The organism is Priestia sp. BR_2 (genome assembly GCF_041954005.1).
Lineage (GTDB): Bacteria > Bacillota > Bacilli > Paenibacillales > Paenibacillaceae > Paenibacillus_AQ > Paenibacillus_AQ lautus_A.
The window spans coordinates 254,109-271,292 of sequence record NZ_JAVFHM010000351.1 but is presented as its reverse complement, the minus strand read 5'-3'; the positions used below and the strand labels follow the sequence as shown (position 1 = coordinate 271,292).

At 54.4% G+C, this 17,184-nt stretch carries 18 protein-coding genes; 11 read left to right on the top strand and 7 right to left on the bottom strand.

The annotated features are described in order from the left end of the window. Positions 1-27: 27 nt before the first annotated feature. Positions 28-654 carry a DUF3298 and DUF4163 domain-containing protein gene (locus RB298_RS32915; RefSeq protein ID WP_486050492.1) on the bottom strand — a complete coding sequence of 209 codons (627 nt, stop codon included), beginning with the start codon at positions 652-654 and terminating at the stop codon, positions 28-30. Between RB298_RS32915 and RB298_RS32910 the strand changes: the two genes are divergently transcribed. Further along, positions 646-882 carry a hypothetical protein gene (locus tag RB298_RS32910; protein WP_486050490.1) on the top strand — a complete coding sequence of 79 codons (237 nt, stop codon included), beginning with the start codon at positions 646-648 and terminating at the stop codon, positions 880-882. The genes RB298_RS32915 and RB298_RS32910 overlap by 9 nt on opposite strands. A gap of 13 nt (positions 883-895) precedes the next feature. Here the strand turns inward: RB298_RS32910 and RB298_RS32905 are convergent, their stop codons facing one another. From RB298_RS32905 to RB298_RS32895, 3 genes are all read right to left on the bottom strand, one after another. Beyond that, positions 896-2,047 (bottom strand): MFS transporter, encoded by a 1,152-nt coding sequence (locus RB298_RS32905; RefSeq protein ID WP_145038865.1) that lies wholly within the window; start codon positions 2,045-2,047, stop codon positions 896-898. Between the two features lie 44 nt (positions 2,048-2,091). Next, entirely contained in the window at positions 2,092-2,637 is a 546-nt protein-coding gene (locus RB298_RS32900) for a PadR family transcriptional regulator (RefSeq protein WP_486050488.1), read from the bottom strand. 349 nt (positions 2,638-2,986) lie between these two features. Further along, a complete protein-coding gene (locus RB298_RS32895; protein WP_012819326.1) occupies positions 2,987-3,370 on the bottom strand; it encodes a winged helix-turn-helix transcriptional regulator in 384 nt (127 codons plus the stop codon). 248 nt (positions 3,371-3,618) lie between these two features. Here RB298_RS32895 and RB298_RS32890 point away from each other — a divergent pair, with 248 nt between their 5' ends. Together RB298_RS32890 and RB298_RS32885 are read left to right on the top strand one after the other, a co-directional pair. Then, positions 3,619-4,167 carry an NAD(P)H-dependent oxidoreductase gene (locus RB298_RS32890; protein ID WP_096775159.1) on the top strand — a complete coding sequence of 183 codons (549 nt, stop codon included), beginning with the start codon at positions 3,619-3,621 and terminating at the stop codon, positions 4,165-4,167. Positions 4,168-4,355: 188 nt separating this feature from the next. Beyond that, positions 4,356-4,895, top strand: a complete 540-nt coding sequence (locus tag RB298_RS32885) for a GrpB family protein (RefSeq protein WP_375120743.1) — start codon at positions 4,356-4,358, stop codon at positions 4,893-4,895. On the opposite strand, the gene RB298_RS32880 is transcribed toward RB298_RS32885, so the two are convergent. Both RB298_RS32880 and RB298_RS32875 read right to left on the bottom strand, forming a co-directional pair. Next, positions 4,888-5,970 carry a response regulator gene (locus RB298_RS32880; protein WP_486050485.1) on the bottom strand — a complete coding sequence of 361 codons (1,083 nt, stop codon included), beginning with the start codon at positions 5,968-5,970 and terminating at the stop codon, positions 4,888-4,890. The genes RB298_RS32885 and RB298_RS32880 overlap by 8 nt on opposite strands. After that, on the bottom strand, positions 5,948-7,816 hold the full coding sequence (locus tag RB298_RS32875) for a sensor histidine kinase (protein WP_213580421.1): 1,869 nt from the start codon (positions 7,814-7,816) through the stop codon (positions 5,948-5,950). Before RB298_RS32875 ends, RB298_RS32880 begins: the two co-directional genes overlap by 23 nt. A gap of 195 nt (positions 7,817-8,011) precedes the next feature. Between RB298_RS32875 and RB298_RS32870 the strand changes: the two genes are divergently transcribed. The 8 genes from RB298_RS32870 (at position 8,012) to RB298_RS32835 (ending at position 16,251) form a co-directional block, all read left to right on the top strand. Continuing rightward, positions 8,012-9,376 (top strand): ABC transporter substrate-binding protein, encoded by a 1,365-nt coding sequence (locus RB298_RS32870; protein ID WP_090910726.1) that lies wholly within the window; start codon positions 8,012-8,014, stop codon positions 9,374-9,376. Positions 9,377-9,405: 29 nt separating this feature from the next. Then, on the top strand, positions 9,406-10,371 hold the full coding sequence (locus RB298_RS32865; protein ID WP_012819332.1) for a carbohydrate ABC transporter permease: 966 nt from the start codon (positions 9,406-9,408) through the stop codon (positions 10,369-10,371). A 63-nt stretch (positions 10,372-10,434) separates the two neighbouring features. Continuing rightward, positions 10,435-11,259, top strand: coding sequence for a carbohydrate ABC transporter permease (locus RB298_RS32860; protein ID WP_009594969.1), 825 nt, complete (start codon positions 10,435-10,437; stop codon positions 11,257-11,259). A gap of 55 nt (positions 11,260-11,314) precedes the next feature. Continuing rightward, entirely contained in the window at positions 11,315-12,181 is an 867-nt protein-coding gene (locus RB298_RS32855) for a sugar phosphate isomerase/epimerase family protein (protein WP_213580422.1), read from the top strand. Further along, the gene (locus tag RB298_RS32850; RefSeq protein ID WP_096775166.1) at positions 12,178-13,188 is read left to right on the top strand and encodes a Gfo/Idh/MocA family protein; all 1,011 of its coding nucleotides are present in this window, start codon (positions 12,178-12,180) and stop codon (positions 13,186-13,188) included. Before RB298_RS32855 ends, RB298_RS32850 begins: the two co-directional genes overlap by 4 nt. A gap of 54 nt (positions 13,189-13,242) precedes the next feature. After that, positions 13,243-14,271, top strand: a complete 1,029-nt coding sequence (locus RB298_RS32845) for a Gfo/Idh/MocA family protein (protein ID WP_486050481.1) — start codon at positions 13,243-13,245, stop codon at positions 14,269-14,271. A gap of 17 nt (positions 14,272-14,288) precedes the next feature. Then, positions 14,289-15,080, top strand: coding sequence for a glucosamine-6-phosphate deaminase (locus RB298_RS32840; RefSeq protein ID WP_486050479.1), 792 nt, complete (start codon positions 14,289-14,291; stop codon positions 15,078-15,080). Next, a complete protein-coding gene (locus tag RB298_RS32835) occupies positions 15,073-16,251 on the top strand; it encodes an N-acetylglucosamine-6-phosphate deacetylase (protein ID WP_486050477.1) in 1,179 nt (392 codons plus the stop codon). Before RB298_RS32840 ends, RB298_RS32835 begins: the two co-directional genes overlap by 8 nt. A gap of 118 nt (positions 16,252-16,369) precedes the next feature. On the opposite strand, the gene RB298_RS32830 is transcribed toward RB298_RS32835, so the two are convergent. Further along, the gene (locus RB298_RS32830; protein ID WP_096775170.1) at positions 16,370-17,032 is read right to left on the bottom strand and encodes a CatB-related O-acetyltransferase; all 663 of its coding nucleotides are present in this window, start codon (positions 17,030-17,032) and stop codon (positions 16,370-16,372) included. Between the last annotated feature and the right edge of the window lie 152 nt (positions 17,033-17,184).

The window sequence follows — 17,184 nt, the reverse complement described above, 5'->3', positions numbered from 1 at the left end:
CATATCGCCTGAATGCGCTGCTGCTTACTACGCCACGTCCGCGGCAAGATCCGATAACAATCCGTTCTCGGGCGCCACGCCCAAGAGGTCGTATACCGATATGGGGAACATCGGAAAGCCGACATAGTATGGCGTGATGGCATACAGCGGATAGAAGATGACCAGCGACTTATCGGCCAGATAGAAGTCTTGATTCGGCGAAACGGTAACCGGAACGTTCTCCAGCACGGGAATGCCGCGTTCCTTGATCTGACGGTTCACTTCGGCGGCTAAGACGGCTTGATAGCCGGAGCCTGGCCGGAACAGATCGGATAAGGCATAGGATTGTCCGGTGGCCGTGGAGAAGGTCAGTCCTTTTGTCACCGTATACCCGTGCGCCATATGCTCGGAGTAGGTGTAGTTGGTCAACACAAGGCTAAGAATGCCGCGCTCGTTCGTTTTAATCTCAAAGGTGCCCGTCGTTTGCGGGTTGGTGCCGGTCTGAACCTGCTGCTGTTCACGCTGCATATCCTGGATATGAAGAATAATGGCCCGGTTGATGGCTTCTTCTGCTCCAGGATCCATGAGGCCGTATACCTGCGGATAATGAATCACGAGACCAGGTGCCGTATGCGTGAGAGTATGGATGCTCACCGGCGGTACATATTGCGCCATGCGTACCATCGCTCCAATCTAACATCAGATACGTTAGCCTATTCGGAAGCGGACTCGGAGGTTACCAAGCCGGAGGGGGCGGAAGTTCGGATTTCCGAGGCTGGCGGGTTTAGAGGGACGGCAGTCCGGTCAACCCGGCAGAACGGCTTCGGTCAGGCAGAGTGCTCCACTGCGACAGAACGCTCCAATACGACGCGGCGGTCCAAGTCCGCGAGCGTGTCTGCTTGAGAACGGGGAGCCTTCACTCCTTCTCTGCAGCGACAGACGTAAGCAGTCTTCTTACAAAGACCGCGAATATGACCAAGGATACGACAACAGACACTGCCGTAACCGTAAACAGATAGGCATAGCCGATGCGCTCGGAGACCAGGCCCAACAGGATAGCGCCAAGTCCGATGCCGAGATCGAACGCCGTCATGAACGAGGCGTTGGCTGCGCCTCTCCGGTTCTCGGGCGCAATGCGCAGGGTGGCTGCTTGAAGGGCGGGCTGGGCTGAACCGAAACCGATGCCGTACAGAATGGCGGCGGTAATCAGTCCGGGCAATCCGCTCGATTGGCTTAAGACGATGAGGGCACCGGCCGTTATGACAAGGGACGGAATGATGACGGCCGCTTCGCCGAAACGGTCCGACAGCTTCCCGGCAAAGGGCCTGATCAAGGTAAGAGCGACGGCGTACACCAGGAAAAAGGTTCCCGGATTGACCCGGATGGACTCGGCAAACAGTGGGAGAAAGGTCGTAATTCCACCGTAGGCAACCGCCAGGAAAAAGATGGCGGCCGTGACAGGGAGAACGGATTTCTCGACCAGTTGAATTCGCCCTGCCGAAGGCTTGGCTTGATAAGGGGCTCTGGTCATGTAGGCCAGTATGAAGGCAATCAGGGAGAGCCCGGTAGCGACCAGAAACAACGTCCGAAACGAATACCCGCTCACGATATAAGTGCCCAGCATCGGGCCGATGGCCATCGCTACCGTCATCGCCATACCGTACCAGCCCATGCCTTCCCCGCGGCGGGAGATCGGGATTAAATCCGTGATGACCGTCCCGATGGAGGTTGTCGAGAAAGCCCAGCTCGCGCCGTGCAGGATCCGCAGCGCAAGCAGAAGCAGAATGCTGCCGACCCAATCGTAGAGGTACATCGAAAGAACAAAGAAGATAAGACCCCAAACGTAAAAAGCTCTTCTGCCGTACCGGTCCACCAATCCCCCGACCATCGGGCGAAAGACCACCGCCGTCAGCGTAAACGCGCCGGCCGCCAAGCCCACCTGGGTCTCGGAGCCGCCCAGATGCTTGATATACAGCGGAAGCGTGGGCAGCAGCAGATAGAAGCCCGTAAACAGAAACAACATTCCGACCGTCATCTGAATAAACGGCTTCGTCCATAAACGTTCCATCCAGTAATCCCCTCCTTGATATCAAATGCGACAACGCTTGAACGCTAGTCCTCTTCGGACTTAACAGCCGCTATTTCTTTCTTGATCCACTCGATATTCGTTTTCCCCATCTGCTTTCGGTGATCCAGCACCCTCAGCAATTGTAATCGCTGTTTCTCAGGTTCGGGTTTATAGAACGCGATCTCCGCTTCAAAATCCGTCACATGCTTCAGGTTGGTCTCCAGATAAATCAAATACTGCTGCAGGCAGTCGAGTCGAACCCTTTTCGGAACATACCGGAAATAGACCATTTTGAAATGGAACATCTGCTCCGTATCCATGTTGTATTCCAGTGGTTTCTCCATGAGCTCGAAAAACTTCCGCCGGCCGGAATCGGTAATCCCGTAGATTTTTCGGGGGCGTTTGCCTCCGCCGGACCCGTCCAGACTGAGATGGATCCACTCGTGATCCACCATCCGGGAGAGCAGGGGATACAACGTTCCGGAACTGATCTGGCGGTAAGGCCCGCCTGCATTTTTAAGAATCTCTTGAAGCATGTAACCGTGTTTGTCTCCGGTCATTAATTCGCCCAGAACAAAAATTTCATACATACAGACCGCCTCCAACGATATGTCGATTCGATATAAATATATATCGTATCGACATAAAAAAGCAATACGTGGAAGTGAATTTCCGTGATTCATTTTCAAGCTGCGGTCCACCCGCTTGCCCCTTATTCATTCAGACATGTGACAGGTGAAGATAAGCAGAGAGCGCTTTGAAATGTTTTTTCGATACACGAAAAAAGGTAAGGGAGTATTTGCGGGTTAAAACGGAGTTTTATGATGAAACGCAGAGGAGCAGCCGGTGAAGCCGATCCCAAGAGGAACGGCTTGAAGAATGCGAAGAGATCGAAATTTCGAGCAATCCCCGGCCCCTTGTTCCGGCTTGCTATTTTCGTTACAGTCCGCCTGCATTTTTTCCTGGGCTCTCATCAGACTGTTCGTTGACCTTGTTGACATATTCCTGATGCTGAAATCCCCAGGTGCACATGTCGGTGAGTACGCTGTCCAAGCTCTTCCCGTGCTCCGAGACGGAATACTCCACCTTGGGCGGGATCTCCTGATATACCTTGCGTACGACCAGCCCATCCTGTTCCAGTTCACGAAGCTGATTTGTCAGCATGCCTTGGGTCACGCCCGGAAGCAGACGCCGAAGCTCCCCGAACCGTTTGGTTCCGTCCTGCAGCAGAATGAACAGAATCAGCGGTTTCCACTTGCCTCCGATTAATTGCAGCGTGGTCAGGATGCCGTCGGTGTTAGGCCGTTGATCGTTTGTTCTCATATTCTCATCTCCCGCTTGGAAGTGTGTGATCGATCTTGTTTCTTGGATGATAGTAATGTAGCACAGGATTCGGTTTAAACCCAGTACTATTCTTATTCGTACTTAGTACGTTTTATCGTACTATGCATGGGATGATTAGGTACGCCAGAGCGGACTAAGTACAGAAAAAGAGCGTACTTTTCAACGAAACCGATCCGAAACATAATGGGGGTGTCAAACAAATCAAATGAGACAGGAGAGACCTGAGTATGAAAACCATGGTGATTGTGGCTCATCCGAATTTAGACAACTCGCGTGCGAATCGGATGCTGATGGAGCACGACGGGCTGTATGCGAATGGAAATGTAGATGTCCGGGATCTTTACAAGGAGTACCCGGATTGGACTATCGATATCGAGCGCGAGCAGCAGCTCCTTCTTCAATACGATCGGGTGGTGTTCCAATTCCCGTTTTACTGGTACAGCTGCCCGCCTCTGCTGAAGAAATGGATGGATGACGTGCTGACCTTCGGTTGGGCGTTCGGGCCGGAAGGCAACAATCTGAAGGGCAAGGAATTCATGCTGGCCACGACGGCGGCAGGATTGGAGCAAGGGTATCAGGCAGGCGGGGACAATTGGTACACCGCAAGTGAGCTGCTGCGGCCGATTCAAGCCACGTTGAAGCGGTGCAAGGCCCATTATCTGCCTGCCTTCGTGACCTATAACGTAGAACGGGTAAGCGATGAAACACTTCGGGCGGAGGCCGGAAGGTATGCGCGGCAGGTTCTAGCACCTGCCGTCGTGGAAAGTCGATATTAAGGCATGCTTGACCATAAACCATAGCACACTGGCTTTTGTCGATTAAAACCATATAGGGCATGATGAAGTCATACAGTGAGTGCGTGAGCGTGGCCTGAAGCTGCACCCTACGCCCTTTTACGAGCCCGCTACTTTTGGCTTGAGGAGCTTCACCAGCACGCACGTACCCATTCGAAGGAGGTTCCTTCATGACCATTGACGAAGCCATCCACTTGGAGCCCTATGACAAGCAGTGGGCGGATCGGTTTAACGACGAACATCGGCTCTTGATCGGGGAGATCGGTCCTTATATGGCTGCGATCGAACATTTCGGAAGCACGTCCGTACCGGGCATGACGGCCAAACCCATCGTCGATATACTGGTGGGCGTGGAGACCGCCCGGCATACGGATGAAATCCTTCCCAAACTGGCCGCCATAGGTTACGAGAACTTGGGCGAATCCGGGATCATCGGCCGCATTTACCTCCGCAAAAGAGGAGAGCTCGCCTATAACGTTCATATCGTGTCGTACCGTGGCGACATCTGGAACCATAACATCATAATTCGGGATTACCTCCGGGCTCATGCCATGGAAGCCGAGCGATACAGCGAGATCAAACAAAGGATCGTTTCGCAAGGAGCCCGGACCCTGCTTCGATACTCCGATGAGAAGAATGCGTTCATGGAGAAGCTTCTTGCCAGAGCGAAGGAGTGGAAGAACGGGAGAACAGGAGAACAAGCTAATTAAACTCCTGCCTGTCCCATTCCCCTTTCATGGCCTTGCATTGCTTTCGGTACGCCGAAGGGGTGAGGCCATGAAATTTTTTGAACGTCTTGCTGAAATGGACATAGTCCGAGAAGCCGACGCGGTAGGCTGCTTCCTGAGCGGAAAGCTCCGACTCCGCAAGCAATTCCCTCGCTTTTTCCATGCGAACCTGCACCAGGTATTTCACGAAGTTCATATTGGTTTCGTTTTTGAAGGTACGGCTTAAATACGTCACCGACATCCCCACCGAATCGGCTACCTCCTGCAAGGACAAATCCTCCATCGCATAGTTTTCTTCAATGAATCGTTGGGCTTTTTGGATATTATGGCGGGATCCCAGATTTCTGGAGCCTTTAATCAATGCCAGCATTTCCTTGACCTTATCCTCTGTTTGGCGGCGGCAGGCAAGGGGATCATCCTGCGCCCACTGCTCCTCGCCGGTGTCCATGTTCAGCATCAACCCGCGTTCTTCAAGCGCAGACAGCAGTTCCGATATCAGCATATGGGCGTACCGTGACAGGCTGACCTCTTTCGGTCCCATCGTCTCAAAAAGGGCCATGATCTCATGGGTTTGTTCCAAGGCCTCCCGCTCCTCGGCAGACCACAGCAGCTCGGCGAGCCTGGCTTTATGGCGCTGCTGCGCAAGCGTCCATTTCGTCTGCTGGGAGAATCGCGCTTTCCGCTCGTCCAGCTCCCTGCAGGCACGTTCCAGCGTTGCATGGAACTGGGCCGGGTCGATGGGCTTCAGCAGGAAATCCGATACGCCATAACGCATGGCCTGACGCGCGAATTCGAAGTTGTCGTGGCCCGACAGGATAATGAAATGCATCTGTGCATGGGATTCCCGGACACGGCGGATAAATTCCAGCCCATCCATTTCAGGCATGCAAATATCGGTCACGATGATGTCCGGCCGGCTGTTCTCTAGCATTTCTAAGGCTTCAACCCCGTCTTCGGCTTCGCCGGCAACCTCAATCCGAAGCCCCGACCTCTCGACAAGCTTTCGCAAACTCAAATGAATGGCGTATTCGTCATCAATCATCATGATCCGGTACATAATGTCCCTCCTCGCTAGTCCTATATGGCAGTCTGATTTCAAATATCGTGCCTTCCGAGGGCACGGATTCCACAAGGTACAGTCCATACTCGTCCCCGAAGGTAAGCTGGAGCCTTTGATGGACGTTCAAGAGGCCGATGCCGCTGGTGGTTTCGTCCCCGTCGTTTCGCAGGACGCCAGCTTCCGGCTTCTTGCCGGAATTCAGAATTCGCCTGATCTGCCGCAGCGTTTGCGCCGTCATGCCCACCCCTTTGTCCCGGATCACGATCGCATAATAACCCGCCTCCGCGCGTGAGCTTATCCCGAGGTAGGAAGGCTTCTTGCCCCTGTATCCGTGGATGAACACATTCTCCACGATCGGCTGCAGCGTCAGCCTGACGGCGTTCACGCGATCCAGATCCCGTTCGTTCACGTCCATATCGATCCGCAGCTTGCGGAAGCGGGCGCTTTGAAGATCCAGATAATACTGGACATGCGTCATTTCCTCCCGGAGCGGCACAACGGATCCGGCATGGCCGATATTGTAGCGGAACATATGGGCCAGCGCCCGCGTCATGCGACTGATTTCCATATGATCGTCCGCGATGGCATATGAATTAATAATCTCCAGCGAATTGTACAAAAAGTGCGGGTTGATATGGGACTGCATGGAGCGGAGCTCGGATTCCTTCTGCTTGATCATGAGCTCCCGCTCCTTCAGCTGGGAATCCTGCACCTCCCGGATCAATCGCTTCAGCTCTCCCGTCATGCTGTAGAAGCTTTGAAACACGGCCGTCATTTCATTGTTGCGGAACCGGTTCATATGGGTGGGAAGAACGAAATCGCCCCGTTCGACGCGGGCCATCAACTTCTGCAGCATGGAGAGCGGCCTTGTCAAGGACAAGGAAAAACCGCCAACAAGCGCCAATGCGATGATCAAGAGCATCGACGCGGCCGCAAGCGAGTAGTTCCGCTGGGTGATTAAATCGCCGATGAGATTGTTCAGCGGCAGATCGGCGACAACCGTCCAGCCGGTGATCTGCGATCGTTCATGGAGGACCATCTTCTCGGTGCCCGATACCGCGTCTTGATGCCGGAAGAAGGAGGAGTCCCGGTTCTGAATACGCGATAACAGCCCGGGCTCGACTTCGGCCCCGATCTGTTTCGGATTCGGATGGTAGATCATATGCCCGTCGCCGCCCATAATCCAGACGTCAAAGCCGCCCAGCGAATCGTTGGAGCAGATGGCGCCAATCTGCTTCAGATTGAGGTCGACGATCAATAAGCCTTTATAGAGAAAGGATGAATTGTCATAGAGCTTCCGGGCGACGGTGAGGGAAGGCGTGTTTCCTACCCGGCTGAGGCCGATGATCTGAAAATCGTTGTATTGGTCCAGCTGCGCTTGAAAGGAGCGGTTGCGTTTGCGGATTTCGCTCATATCGAGCAGTCCCGGCGCGCTTTCGTAATCGGTAATTTGCCGCTTGTTCTCGGCGACGAGCGAGATCCCGATGATATCCGATCTCCCGTAGATCATCTGGGCGAACAAGTCGTCCTCCACTTTTTTGGCAAGCTGAAAATAGGCATAGGGAGTGAGCTCCGTGGTCGAGAGAAATTGCTGGATCTGCGGGTTATGGATAAAGGGATAGGTGGAATTCTCCAGATTGGATATGTAAGAATCCAGCGAGACGTTGGTTTGCTCGATGATACGCTTGTTGGCGCCTGCGGCAAACTGTTCAATCGCTTCGGTGGACGACTGGTACCAGAAGCTGCCGAGCAGAAAGAAAGGGAGGCCAATGAATAGGATGATCAGCACGAACAATCGTTGGTTAATGGTCAGATTACCGATGGAAACGCCTTGGATGTTCATCGCTCTTCCGCCTTCCTGGCTTTGAAGTAGGGAATGTAAGGAACATTGTAGCAAAAAAACACAAGTTGTAAATAAAAAACCATGATGCCGCGGCAAGAAATCACAAGTGGGATAAGAAAGTACATGGGCGCTGACGGTCGTTATCAACTACAATCTCATTAATCCATTTCAACATTAATAGGGGGGCGACGATTAGTGAAAAAGAGAAAAGGGTTCTACAGCTGGGTAACGGCCTTATTGCTGATATCCATCATTGTAAGCGGATGCGGCAATGCCAGCGATGGTAAGACCGGCACCGCATCTCCCGGCACCGGAGGCGGCGAGGAAGATAAGAAGGTAGAAATCCTGCTCGGATATTATTCGAGCGACAGCTCCGATGCGAAGATGAAGGAGCTGATCGAGCAGTTCGAGGAAAAGCATCCGAACATTACGGTGAAGACGCAGAGCGCCCCTTACGGGCAGTTCTATCAGAAGCTGGATACGCAGATCGCGGCCGGCCAGGCGCCGGACGTATGGCTGTCCGACGGCGTCTACGTCATGAAATATGCCCAGCGCGGTGCCGCCAAGGATCTGACCGATTGGATTGCCAAGGATCTGAAAGCCGACGAGTACTACGGCCTCGATTTCAACAAGGACGCGGACGGACGCTATTGGGGCGTGCCGCAGGGCATTCAGGTCGGCGTGCTGTTTTACAACAAGGATTTGTTCGATAAAGCAGGCGTAGCGTATCCTACGGACGAATGGACCTGGGAAGACCTGAAAGCGTCGGCAGCCAAGCTGACGGTGGACGCCGGCGGAAAAACAGCCGAGGACAGCGGATTTGACGCAGCCAGCGTGAATCAGTTCGGGCTTACCTTCTTCAGCATTACCGAGGGCTGGTTCTCCGTGATGAAATCCTACGGCGGCGGTGCCCTTGACGAGAAGGCGGAGAACTCGATCATCAATTCCCCGGAGAACAAGCAGGCGTTCGAATGGATGGTCGACGGCATGCAGCGCGGCATTATTACGGATCCGGTCGACCTGAAGAGCTTCCAGAGCAATACCGCCGTGTTCCCAAGCGGATCGGCCGCCATGCGGATCGGCATTTATGCCCGGGTGCAGGCAGCGAATGAAGCCGGCCTGAATTACGACGTGACGCTGCTGCCGAAGGGACCTGACGGCAAGCGGGTGTCCCCGGTCATCGCCAATTCATGGGTGATTAACCAGAAGTCGAGCGACGAGAAGGCGCAAGCTGCCTGGGAGTGGATTAAATACTGGGCTACGGAAGACGATGTGCAGAAGCAGTGGACGGAGCTTGGCGAAGCCGTGCCCGTGAAAAAATCCGTAGCGGAATCCGAAGTGTTCCTCAAGGCGGGAGAGCAGCCGGCTAACCGCCAGGCCTTCCTGGACAGTCTGGAGTTCGCCCAAACGCTCGACAACAACGCGGTATGGGAAGAATGGGTGGGCAAATTCAACGAACATGCGGAGCGAGCCTTCCTGGGCGATGCAACCGTCGATCAGGCGTTAAGCGAAGCGGACGCAGCCGTTCAGGCGGTCCTCGATGATTTTTATAAAAAATAAATCAAGGGTGGAAGAAAGGCGGGAGTGAAATGGACAATACGCTAAACGACAATGCAGCACTCAAAGCCGATCCGATGCCGCATGGAAAGCCCGCCCGAAAACGGAAATGGGATCATGAGGGGAGATGGGGGCTGCTCATGGCCTCCCCTTATCTTCTCCACTTTATCATTTTTGTGGCGGGTCCCCTCGCCGCATCCCTGTACTTCAGCTTTTCCGATTACGATATGCTGAATCCGCCCGAGTGGAGCGGATTGGATAATTTTCGGCGCATGGCCGAGGATTCGATGTTCTGGCGTTCCCTGTGGAACACCCTGTATTTTGCGGTTCTGTTCGTACCGCTCCAGACCTTTCTCGCGCTCGTGCTGGCCGTCGCGTTAAACCAGCGATTGAAAGGGCTTAAATGGTTTCGGATGGCTCACTTCATCCCGGTGATCTCCTCATGGACCGTCATCCTCTACGTCGCCGACGCCGTATTCAATCCTCGCTTCGGCCTGGCCAATACGCTGCTCGCCAAGCTGGGGCTGGAAGGGCAAGGCTGGCTGCAGGACCCGAAGCTGGCCATCCCGCTGCTCGTCTTCATTGCGGTTTGGAAAGGGATCGGTTATATCATGGTCATTTATCTGGCGGGACTTCAGAGCGTTCCAGGGGATTTGTACGAAGCCGCGGAGATCGACGGCGCAGGAGCCCTGCGTAAATTCCGGTACATTACGGTTCCATTGATCTCGCCGACGACCTTCCTGGTTGTCATCATGAGCACGATTTCTACCTTCCAGGCATTCGAACAGATCTACGTGCTGACCGGCAGGGGCGACATCAGCTCGGCGGGAGGCCCGAATAACTCGAGCCTGGTCATGATGCTGTATTTATATCGCGAAGGGTTCACGTTTATGAGGATGGGCTATGCTTCCGCCATTGCCTGGGTGCTGTTCATGATCCTGTTCCTGCTGACGCTCATCCAGCTTCGCGCTCAAAAGAAATGGGTGCATTATGACTGATCCGGCGTTCAAGATGGAACTACTGCAAGTGCGGAACGGCATCGGGGGAAGGAGGAGCCTCAAATGAGAAGAAGACTGCTGGGAAAAAGTATCGGATACGTACTGATCGGGATCAGCTCGCTCATCATGATCGTGCCGTTTCTGTCGGCGCTTATGAATTCATTGAAAACCTACAGGGAATATACAACGGTTCCGCCCCGTTGGATTCCCGAAGTATTCCAATGGTCCAATTACGCCCAGGTGTTCCAGCTTGGGAATATTGGCGGCTACACGCTAAACAGCATCTTCGTGGCCGCGTTGTCCGTCATCGGCGCACTAATCTCTTGCTCGATGGTCGGCTATGCGTTCGCGAGACTGCGCTTTCCGCTGAAAGGCGCGCTGTTCGTGATGGTGCTGGGGACGATGATGATTCCGGCGGTGGTCATCATCATCCCGCATTTCATCATTTTTAACAAACTGAACATGCTGGATACGCTCACGCCGCTGTGGATCATCGAATGGCTGGCTCAACCGTTTGGCATTTTCCTCATGAGGCAAGCTTTTATGAATATACCTAAAGAGTATGAGGAAGCGGCCAAGATGGAGGGCTGCAATCCGTTCCAGATTTATCTGCGGATCTTCATTCCGATGGCCAGGCCCACGCTGGCGACGCTGGCGATCTTTACGTTCATGGGCAAGTGGAACGAGATTCTGACGCCTGTCATTTATTTGACCTCGAACGAGAAGTATACGCTGCCTATCGGCATACTCTCCTTGTCCGGACAGTGGACCGGCAATGAACAGCTCATGATTGCGGCGGCCTTGGTCAGTCTCGTTCCGATCCTGCTGGTATTCCTGTTCGCCGAGAAATATTTTGTGCAGAACCATAATATGGCCGGGATTAAATAACGGCGTATTCAGCGCTTGAGAAGGCGAAAATGCAGACGAAAGGATGAAAGACGAGATGAAAATAGCGGCATTCAGCGGATCACTCATCGATTACAGCATCCATGAAGCGATGTCGATCACGGCCGAACTCGGTTTTGACGGCATCGAAATCGCCTGCCGCGAACCGCATTTGAGCCCGGAGGCATCGCTTCCCCGGGTTCGCGAAATGAAGGCACTTGCGGATGGGCACGGTTTGGAGATTCCGGCATTGGCGGGTTACATGGGGCATTTCTCGACAAGCGGGGATGCCGAATGTGCCGGGGCCTATGATCAGTTCATGGGCCTGCTTGAACGCGCGGTGATGCTTGAAGCCGGCATGATCCGGATCTTTCAGGGAGGCCCGAATGCCTTCCTGGCGGAGGATTATCATTATGCCAAGGCGGCTTTCTGGATTCGGAAATGCGCGGAGGAAGCCCGCGCTGCAGGAAAACGGATCGTCCTGGAGATTCACAACCAGAGCCTGGTGGAGACGACGGACAGCGCACTGCGGCTCTTGGATTTGATTGGCGATGATCAGGTTGGCCTGATTCATGATGCAGGAAATATGTACATCACGGACACGGAATTTGGGGAAGAGTCGGTAAGGCAGCTAGGAAGCCGTTTGTTCCATGTGCATATCAAGGATGAACGACGGATCGGGCAAGGAGGCGCCCCGGGAACGTTCAAGAATTTGACCCGTCACGGGGAAGAGTTCTTCCTGCAGTGCCGCCTTGGCGAAGGAGAAGTGGATCACGGCGGGCTGCTTAGGGGATTACGGGAACAGAGGTACGCGGGTTGGCTTACGCTGGAATGTGCAGCTCCCTATCCGCCGAAGGAACGGCTCGCTTATGATCTGCTCGTCATTAAGGAGTGGCTGCAGGCTGTGGAGGTGTCGACCGGATGACGGGGAACGCACGGAAATTTGGAATCATCGGCTGCCAGCATGCCCACATCGGCATGTTTATCGAGGAGATGCTGGCTCTGGGCTACGAATGTGCAGGAGTGTACGAACCGGACAATCAGACGTTAGCCCGCACCCTCGCCGACCGGTACGGCCTGGAGCTGACTGGGGATCGGGAGTCGATGCTGGCAGACGAAGGCGTAGGAATCATCGGCTGCGCGGCCATCAACGATGAGAAGATGGATGTCATAGAGCTGTGCGAGCTGCACGGCAAGCCGGTCATGATCGATAAGCCTGCCGTAACGGATCGGGCTGGACTCATCCGGCTGCGCGGCTTGTTGGATCGAGGAAGAATCGAGATAGGCATGATGCTGACCGAACGTTTCCGTCCTTCTCTACACACCGTCCATCGGATGATTCGAGCTGGTGAATTGGGGGACATCATCCATATCTCGATGCGTAAGCCGCATCGGCTGAATCCGGAAACCCGTCCGGCCTGGCATTTTGACAGAGGGCAGTCCGGCGGCATCATCAACGATCTTTTCGTGCATGACTTCGACCTGTTAAGGTGGCTGACCGGCCGGGAAGTGGAGACGTCATCCGGTTATCTGGCGAAGCATATTCTGCCTGAATACCCGACCTTTTACGATGCGGCCGGCGTGCAGGTATTCATGGCTGGCGGGATCACGGCACAGCTATACGCGGACTGGCACACGCCCGCCGGCAGCTGGACTTGGGGAGACGGCCGGATATTCATTACGGGGACGCGCGGCATTGCCGAAATTCGGCTGGAAGGCGATCCCTTGCTGTCCAGCGATGAGGTAGCGCTTGTAATCACCGATCAGGAGCTGCGTTCTTTGCCTTTAACGGCTCCGGCGTTCTCCCTCTCGCAGGATTTTCTGAACCGGGTGGCGGGAGAGGCGGGCCTGATCACGCATGACGATATTTACAAAGCCTCGGAGGCTACGGTGATGGCCGATGAGGGAGCACGGATCCTGATTAGGGAATAGAAGAAAGCACGGGCTTCGATTCAAACAGAACGGGAATTGAGGGGGCTAGGGAACATGACGAAGGAAAAGCTGCCGGTTCGATTCGGGATCATCGGCTGCGGAATTATTGCGGATATCCATGCCAAGGGCATCATGAACACGGAGGAAGCCGCGCTTGCCGCCGTGTTCGATACGAAACGGGAATCGGCGGTCAAGCTGACTGAAACGTATGGAGGAGATGTCTGCGACACATTGGAGGAGCTGCTGGCGCGCGAGGATGTGGAAGTGGTCTGCATTTGCACGCCAAGCGGCATGCATGCAGAGCAAACGGCGATGGTTGCCCGGGCGGGCAAGCATGTGCTGGTGGAAAAGCCGATGGCGATCAAGCTTGACGATATCGAGCGCATGATCAAGGTATGTGCGGAGAACGGGGTGCTGCTCGCCACCGTCTTTCCGAGGCGCATGTCCCCGCAGGCCGGGTATGCCCGCCAGGTCATTCAAGAAGGACGCCTCGGGAAGCTCAGTTTATGTTCGGCGTATGTCATGCTCTACCGCGATCAAGCCTATTATGACAGTGCGGGCTGGCGCGGGACCTGGGCGATGGACGGCGGCGGGGCGATGATGAATCAGGGAATACACACGGTGGATATGCTCCAATGGCTCGTTGGGCCCGTAGCATCCCTGTCGGCGAAGGCCAAAGCCGTGCTGCGAAATATCGAAGTCGAAGATACCGTTATCGCCGCCCTTGAATTTGCGAACGGCGCGCTCGGGGTCATGGAGATCACGACGACGGCCTGCGACGGCAAAGGGCAGCGGCTGGTCATTCATGGAGAGAAGGGCGTGCTTGTCATGGAAGAAGATACGATCGTATCCTTTGAAATCGATGGTGAACAAGTTCAGCTGCCTGAATTCGATGCGTTCAAAGTTATACCTGACGGCCACCGCCTGCAAATTCAAGATATGGCGCTTGCCGTTCGCGAAGGCCGCGAGCCTATCGTCACCGGGGAGGACGGCCGGCATTCCCTGGAGATCATTCTCGGTACCTACGAGGCTTCCAGGCAGCGCAAGGAAATTCAATTGTTGACCGGAATGCCGGCGTTGTAAGGGATGGAGGTGACTTTATGAGGACTGAGGGAAACATCAAGCCTGTTCTTGAAAAAGCTCAAGATCAACTGAAGGTCCGCGTTTATGACCAGCGCGAAGCGATGGGGAAAGCGGCGGCCGCCGATATCCTCGAGACCATGCAGCGCCTGCTGGCCGAGAAAGAGCGCATTCGCATCGTCTTTGCGGCCGCCCCGTCCCAGAATGAGTGCCTGGCGGCGCTGGTTCAAGCGGAAGGACTGGACTGGAGCCGGGTAATTGCATTTCATATGGATGAATACATCGGCCTCCCCCCGTCGGCCCCGCAGCGGTTCGGGAACTTTTTATCCCGGCGGCTGTTTGATCGGGTATCTCCGGGAGAGGTGCATCTGATCGACGGTTTGAATGATCCTGAAGTTGAGTGCGATAGATACAGCCGACTGGTCGCCGCCGCGCCGATCGATATGGTGGTCCTGGGCATTGGCGAGAACGGGCATATCGCCTTCAACGATCCGCCTGTTGCCGATTTTGCCGACCCTTTATGGGTGAAGCGGGTCAAGCTGGACGAGGCTTGTCGCCTTCAGCAGGTGAATGACGGCTGTTTTGCGAGCCTGGAGGAGGTTCCGGCATACGCGCTTACGCTCACCGTTCCGGCGTTAATGTCGGGTGCCCATCTGTTCTGCGTCGTGCCGGGCGCAAGCAAGAGGGCAGCGGTGCAGCGGACGCTGCAAGGGGAGATAAGCGAGGCTTGTCCTGCCAGCATTCTTCGGCGGCATCCGGATTGCACGCTGTACGTCGACCTGGAGTCGTACGGGGAAATTCGGAATGGATAGCCACGATCGGGTTCGGGCAGGCCGCCATTATGCAACAGGCGAGCCAATGGAGCTGGCATGGAATCCGGACGGCCGGATCGAGCGAGTCCTTCCACGCGGCGCGGATGAGGAAATATGGGTTGCTCCCGGATTGATCGATCTTCAGATTAACGGCGGTTACGGATATGACTTCAATTCGCTGCCGCTTACAACGGATACGGTCATCCAGGCAACCCGGCGGTTATGGGAGAAGGGTCTAACCCTGTTCTACCCCACCGTCATTACCAATGGAGACGAAGAGGTCGAACAACTGCTGAGGGTTATCGACGCGGCATGCCTGGAGGATGAAGCGGTCGGTTCAACCATAGGCGGGATTCATTTGGAAGGCCCCTTTCTTTCTCCGGAGGAGGGGCCCAGGGGAGCCCATGATTCCCGGCACATCAAGGCACCGGACTGGGCATTGTTTACGAGATGGCAGGCGGCATCGGGGAACCGGATTCGGATCGTCACCCTATCGCCGGAGTGGCCGGAAGCTGCGGGTTTTATCCGGGCGTGCGTCGAATCGGGAATCATCGTATCGATCGGGCACACCGCCGCTACACCCGAGCAAATCCGGGAAGCCGTGGAAGCAGGAGCGACGATGTCCACCCATCTGGGCAATGGCGCGCATCTGACGCTGCCGCGGCATCCGAATTATATATGGGAGCAGCTTGCGCAAGATCAGCTGTGGGCAGGCATGATCGCGGACGGGTACCATCTGCCGGATTCGGTCATCAAGGTGATGCTCCGCGCCAAGCAATCCAAAGCGGTGCTGGTCAGCGATGCCGTCTACTTAAGCGGAATGCCGCCAGGCGAATACGAGACCCATATCGGCGGTCATGTCGTCTTGACTCCCGAAGGCCGACTGCATCTCGCCCGCAAGCCCGAGCTGCTGGCCGGCTCGGCCATGATGCTTGCCGATGCGGTTTGGCGGCTGGCTCGGTCGGGACTGTGCACGTTTTCTGAAGCTTGGGACATGGCTTCGGTGCTGCCCGCCCAGGCCATGGGGCAAGGGGAACGCTATGGGCTGAAGAGAGGGGCCCAGGCCGACTTCGTGCTTCTGGAGAAGCGCGAGGAGGGCCTTCTCATCGTGGAGACCGTCAAGGGAGGGCGTTCGGTTTACCGTGCGGATCGATCGATGTTGAAATCATAAACAGGATGTTATGAGTTTTGAACGATGAACGACAAGCTTGAGGCCAAGACAACAAATATCCCTTCTTGAATTCAAGAAGGGATATTTGCATTCCTATTTATAGGGAGGCATCAGAAATTTAAACGCAGGGTTTTATTTCTTTTTGATAATAGTCATATAATCGATGGACGGAAGAACTGGACAAGATATGTGCGGCTCGTTCAATTTGCTCGCGTTCCCAATCGTACCATCGCATTTCCATTAACTTTTCGATGTCTTCGTCCGCAAAGCGTTTCTTTATCTCTTTGGCAGGGTTACCGCCTACGATGCTGTAGGGCGGGACATCTCTAGTAACAACCGAACCAGCCGCAACAATGGCGCCTTCGCCTATGGTCACACCTGGCATAATCATGGCATTCATTCCAATCCAAGCATCGCTTTCGATGACGGTATCGCCTTTTGGCGCGAAAGAAGCTTCAATCTGATCGACAAACGGGTACACGGTTACCCATTCAGGATGATGATTGTGATTTCCACCCATTAAAATAATGACGCCGCTTGCGATGCATACGTAATTTCCGATAATCAATTTATCGATATGCCAACCATAGTCTTCAATGGGATTAAACAACCTTCTGGATTTTGCATCCCCCCATAGATACCTAACGCAGCCATCTTCAAAATCATGATGATCGTAATAACCGGAATAGTATGAGTATTCTCCTACGCTTATCATCGGGTTTGTGACGATATCCTTCAGATACTTAATCTCGGACCAGTGTTCAAATCGATGTTGTTTCATTCTATTTCCTCGCTTCTAAGTAGAATAGATCATTTTTACTTAGAAGCTGAATACAGTAGCTACATTCTTAAACCTGATCAAACGACGAACCATCGTCCTCATCCTTTTCCTAATTGTTGATGAAATTGTAGCAAGGCGTGTTCTTTTCGTCA